This is a genomic window from Serratia sp. CY84636, from assembly GCF_052166245.1.
GTDB classification, from domain to species: domain Bacteria; phylum Pseudomonadota; class Gammaproteobacteria; order Enterobacterales; family Enterobacteriaceae; genus Serratia; species Serratia nevei.
The window spans coordinates 1-2,662 of record NZ_JBJNOX010000018.1; the positions used below are offsets into that span (position 1 = coordinate 1).

2 protein-coding genes are annotated in these 2,662 nt (G+C 52.1%); one reads left to right on the forward strand and one right to left on the reverse strand.

The window, feature by feature from the left end; translation table 11 throughout:
* Positions 1 to 738 precede the first annotated feature (738 nt).
* Positions 739 to 1,851: an IS4-like element IS421 family transposase gene (locus tag ACJ8QI_RS24370; RefSeq protein ID WP_001300563.1), complete on the forward strand. Its 1,113-nt coding sequence runs from the start codon at positions 739 to 741 to the stop codon at positions 1,849 to 1,851.
* Between the two features lie 190 nt (positions 1,852 to 2,041).
* Here the strand turns inward: ACJ8QI_RS24370 and ACJ8QI_RS24375 are convergent, their stop codons facing one another.
* A complete protein-coding gene (locus ACJ8QI_RS24375) occupies positions 2,042 to 2,464 on the reverse strand; it encodes a hypothetical protein (protein WP_033544602.1) in 423 nt (140 codons plus the stop codon).
* Positions 2,465 to 2,662: the final 198 nt, after the last annotated feature.

Here is a 2,662-nt window from a genome sequence, read left to right on the forward strand (position 1 = left end):
CTGAGTAACCGGCGGCCGCTGCCGGGCCAATCACGGCGATCACCCAAAATAACCCTGCTGTGAAATCCACGGATCGTACAGCAGGGTAAGCCAGGGGAGCAGGGGAAAGGGGCGGCTTGCCGCCCCTTTCCGTTACTTTTTCTTGCTTTTCAGGACTTTTATCAGGCCGGTGATGGCTGTGATGAGGGCTGCGATAGCGAGGATAACCGGCGGGAGGAGTTGGAGAATTTCGGCCATAAAGCACCTGTAGGGTAGTTGGAGGGTTTGTCGTTTCCGACAACCGGTGTGTAACACTGGCGCAAGGGGTGGGGTCAATAGCGCGAAGCGGCGAAGCGAACTATTGACGCCACACCGCGCTAGTGTGGAATACCGGTAATGGAGGAACGGCAGACCATCCAACGGAACGGGGAGCTGTGGAGGACAGTTCGCCTCCCGCCGGTTATCCTCGCGGCCCGGAGTTGGCACCGGCTGAAAAAGCCAAGCGAAGCGCGGAGGGCAAAGCCCGGAGGCCAAGCGGAGTGCGGAGGGCGAAGCCCGGAGGCGTTAGGGATTGAAGCCCGAAGGGGCGAGACAGCTTGCCTGGCTCGATGTGTAGCACGAAAGCCCGACCCGCAGGGGACGCCAGAGATCACCGGCGCAAAAAAAGGGGCTACGCCCCTACAGATAGAGCGGGGGGCTTACCCCATAAGCGCTAACTTAAGGGTTGTGGTATTACGCCTGATATGATTTAACGTGCCGATGAATTACTCTCACGATAACTGGTCAGCAATTCTGGCCCATATTGGTAAGCCCGAAGAACTGGATACTTCGGCACGTAATGCCGGGGCTCTAACCCGCCGCCGCGAAATTCGTGATGCTGCAACTCTGCTACGTCTGGGGCTGGCTTACGGCCCCGGGGGGATGTCATTACGTGAAGTCACTGCATGGGCTCAGCTCCATGACGTTGCAACATTATCTGACGTGGCTCTCCTGAAGCGGCTGCGGAATGCCGCCGACTGGTTTGGCATACTTGCCGCACAAACACTTGCTGTACGCGCCGCAGTTACGGGTTGTACAAGCGGAAAGAGATTGCGTCTTGTCGATGGAACAGCAATCAGTGCGCCCGGGGGCGGCAGCGCTGAATGGCGACTACATATGGGATATGATCCTCATACCTGTCAGTTCACTGATTTTGAGCTAACCGACAGCAGAGACGCTGAACGGCTGGACCGATTTGCGCAAACGGCAGACGAGATACGCATTGCTGACCGGGGATTCGGTTCGCGTCCCGAATGTATCCGCTCACTTGCTTTTGGAGAAGCTGATTATATCGTCCGGGTTCACTGGCGAGGATTGCGCTGGTTAACTGCAGAAGGAATGCGCTTTGACATGATGGGTTTTCTGCGCGGGCTGGATTGCGGTAAGAACGGTGAAACCACTGTAATGATAGGCAATTCAGGTAATAAAAAAGCCGGAGCTCCCTTTCCGGCACGTCTCATTGCCGTATCACTTCCTCCCGAAAAAGCATTAATCAGTAAAACCCGACTGCTCAGCGAGAATCGTCGAAAAGGACGAGTAGTTCAGGCGGAAACGCTGGAAGCAGCGGGCCATGTGCTATTGCTAACATCATTACCGGAAGATGAATATTCAGCAGAGCAAGTGGCTGATTGTTACCGTCTGCGATGGCAAATTGAACTGGCTTTTAAGCGGCTCAAAAGTTTGCTGCACCTGGATGCTTTGCGTGCAAAGGAACCTGAACTCGCGAAAGCGTGGATATTTGCTAATCTACTCGCCGCATTTTTAATTGACGACATAATCCAGCCATCGCTGGATTTCCCCCCCAGAAGTGCCGGATCCGAAAAGAAGAACTAACTCGTTGTGGAGAATAACAAAAATGGTCATCTGGAGCTTACAGGTGGCCATTCGTGGGACAGTATCCCTGACAGCCTACAAAACGCAATTGAAGAACGCGAGGCATCGTCTTAACGAGGCACCGAGGCGTCGCATTCTTCAGATGGTTCAACCCTTAAGTTAGCGCTTATGGGGGCTTACCCCCGCGCGATCATAAACTCCATTCAGCTTCTGAATAGCCCGGCAGTTCATAGGATTTTTTAGCTTTCCACTGGGCGGGATTAGGCAATGTTTCAGTATAAGCCTCATGTAACGCTGATTTTATGGCTTTGAGGACTGTATGCACCATCGTTTCATAGTATTCGGCAAACTCGCAGGACTGATATTCATACTCATCAATGCAGACAATCACCTGAATTTGTGTTTTTGGGTCGTTAATATTTAGTTCCGGTTCACTGTATTCAAAAGCGTGCGCCGGGCTGCTTTCTTGATAGCGAACATTAACAGAATGGGTATTCAGATTAAGCATCATCTGACCAAATGAAACAGCCTCGACAGGCTGAAGTGTGCCGGTCAGCACCAGAGTTTTAACGATAGTAGAAATGGCTTTATCAGATACTACGTATGCGCTCATAATTTATTCCTTCGCAGTTTTCCCGGAGCGGTTGCCGCCGCTGGTTCCGGGCCGGTCAGCACCATTGCTAACCGATAAATAAAGTATAGGCTTTCCCCCTCTAAAAGTCAACTTTTAGTATCATTATATAGTACGAAAAAGATACTTAAATTTTGCACCGCTGCCGACAAATGAAAGGCAACTGCGCCGATCTCCACC

What these genes read in the sequence shown, in the direction of transcription:
- ACJ8QI_RS24370 (WP_001300563.1), top strand. Translation starts at nt 739, where the DNA reads ATGAATTACTCTCACGATAACTGGTCAGCAATTCTGGCCCATATTGGT.
- ACJ8QI_RS24375 (WP_033544602.1), bottom strand. Translation starts at nt 2,464, where the DNA reads ATGAGCGCATACGTAGTATCTGATAAAGCCATTTCTACTATCGTTAAA.